This is a genomic window from Candidatus Accumulibacter vicinus, from assembly GCF_000584955.1.
GTDB classification, from domain to species: domain Bacteria; phylum Pseudomonadota; class Gammaproteobacteria; order Burkholderiales; family Rhodocyclaceae; genus Accumulibacter; species Accumulibacter vicinus.
This window is the reverse complement of the sequence record NZ_JDSS02000032.1, coordinates 91,946-94,268: the sequence shown is the minus strand read 5'-3', so window position 1 is coordinate 94,268 and position 2,323 is coordinate 91,946. Positions and strand designations below refer to the sequence as shown.

Here is a 2,323-nt window from a genome sequence, read left to right as displayed (position 1 = left end):
CGTTATCGGAACGTGATATCGGCGGGCTCGGAATCTACCTCGCGCTGCAAGGCGTCGATCGCTTCGACTATCAGCGTTGCGACCAGGTCAACCGCAACATTCTTGAAGTCGAACGGCCCCGCTGACCTCTGGCTGGTCTGGCAAAATCGACCTGCTCACCGGCACATACCGAGCAGGCCGGGGGTACTGCTGTCAAAATGGCCCCTACTGCGATTTGCTTCTCAAATTTGAAGGAGATACTCATGACAAAACACAAAGCAAGCTATTATGAAAAATTATCCGCAGACTATTCTCGACCCAATCTGGTCTCCCCCGCATTGCAGGCAGAGCTTATCGAGTTTGGCGAGAGAATCGTCGCGATGAAAGAAGAGGAATTACCGGCGATTGATTCGAATTATACCCTGGCGCAAATTGAAAAAGAAAACATGGAGTGGTGGCCCACCCATTGCGAGGCATTAAGGCAAGGTCGCGGTGATATCTTGACAGGTGAATATAGAAATGATCTTGTCTATTTTTGCCAGGATGGGCCCTATCAGGGAGTGGAGCAACAGAAGGAACGCGAGAAGCATTGGTGGGCATTAATCGCCCAACCCGGAGTCACCATGTGCTGGCCGATTGTGATGTTCTATGGCGAGCATACCTACTTCGAATGGAAGTGCGTGGATGACATCACCAATGAAACTCTTGCCAAGGGCAACGTCACCTGGGTTCGTCGTGGTCACCGGGGAGGCTGTTATCTCAAGACCGAGCAACTGACGTTTTATCGGGATGTATTTGCCGAAGAAAGCTTGCTGAAGTTGATCCAGACTTAGGAAATCATTCAGCATGGTTGGTTCATGACTTGTTTGTCGCATATTTTTTGTTTCGGCCCACCGCTCGAACTCGCCAGCTTCTGCTCGCACAGTTCGAAGAACTCTTACACCCAGCAATTGAGGAGAAATAGAAATGCCTGTAATCAGTCTTGACATCATTGGAGTCAGAAACGGGATCCCCTTTTATCCGACAGCGACAGAGGTTGCCACTCTTCAGAACCAGATCACCAGTGCTGAATTAGGGGTGCTGTCGTCCAATTTCCCGAATCAGTTGGGCTTCGTTAGCCATGTGGATCCGAAAACGGGGTTCAATCAGTATGACATCGCGAAGCAAGCGGTACGCGATGCTTTTCCTGGGTATATCGTCGTTGCTGCAGATCAGTCGGCCTATCCGACTACCGCGTATACCGCAAACCTGAACAATGGGATCACTGTATTGGCAGATATTCGCATTGTCGAACTGGCCTTGAACGAGACCATTCAGGATGCCATGCTCAGAAGCCTGACCACAACCATCCAGTCCTCCTTGAGCACGAATTACCCGGATCTCAAGATCAATGTCGCCGCGACCATGATCACGGGCAATGTGGATATTTCCCTCCCTGGCGTATTGAATGTTGCCGGGGAACCCGTGGATGGTGTAATCAGTGCGATGGAACGAACTTCGGCGGATGGTACGCAGAACGCCAGTTTTCATCAATTCTTATGGGACCGTATTCTAGCCGCAACCGATGCCAAGAGTCTGGATTTACACTTGCTCAATCAACTGGACAATATTGACGGTCTCCGTGGCGGCGCCGGCAATGACATCATCGAAGGAGCCAATGTCGGTGACTTTCTGCTATCCGGCGGGGCGGGCAATGATTTTATATTCGGCGGAGGTTATGCTGATATAGGTACCAATGTCATGGATGGCGGCGCCGGCAATGACATTCTGGTTGCCGGCGGTCATAAAACCAGCCAGTTGGCTCAATATCTGGCCAGCAACCCCTTCACACCAAACATGCCAATCAATGCCTTCACTTCCATCACACAAAGTGTTGCCGACAACTCTGCCGGCAGATCATATAATGTTTTTTCATTCCATAACAATAGCGGAAAAGATAGAATTTTCAACTTTCATGCTGCAACTGACAAAATTCAGATCGACGCCGGGATTAATGGCTCCAATATTACGAACCTGAGCAGTCTCATTCAGCACATCACTATTTCAGGAGACAACCTGAGCATCGACTTGGGCAATAACAATACCGTCACCCTGGTCGGTGTTGATATTGCAGGATTGAGTGCAGGAAATATTGTGTTTGTTTCATGAACCGCTGATTTAACCGCCAGAAATTGTTATGGTATAGTTTGGTCATTCCAACGCAGCCCGAATTGCCCGATGAAGAAGATCAGTAATTCCTAGGTTGAGGGCAAGAAGGGTCAGGCGACGAGAGCAGTTTCTGGCGGAGAGGGAACAGGTCATGCCCTGGCCGGAACCAATTGAAGCGATCGACCCGCACTCTCCA

General features: G+C 49.9%; 2 protein-coding genes. Both read left to right on the top strand.

Annotation, left to right across the window (positions count from 1 at the left end; all coding sequences use genetic code 11):
* The first annotated feature begins 242 nt into the window (after nucleotides 1–242).
* Nucleotides 243–812, top strand: coding sequence for a hypothetical protein (locus tag CAPSK01_RS15375; protein WP_034928545.1), 570 nt, complete (start codon nucleotides 243–245; stop codon nucleotides 810–812).
* 133 nt (nucleotides 813–945) lie between these two features.
* Nucleotides 946–2,127, top strand: a complete 1,182-nt coding sequence (locus tag CAPSK01_RS15370; RefSeq protein ID WP_034928543.1) for a hypothetical protein — start codon at nucleotides 946–948, stop codon at nucleotides 2,125–2,127.
* Nucleotides 2,128–2,323 lie beyond the last annotated feature (196 nt).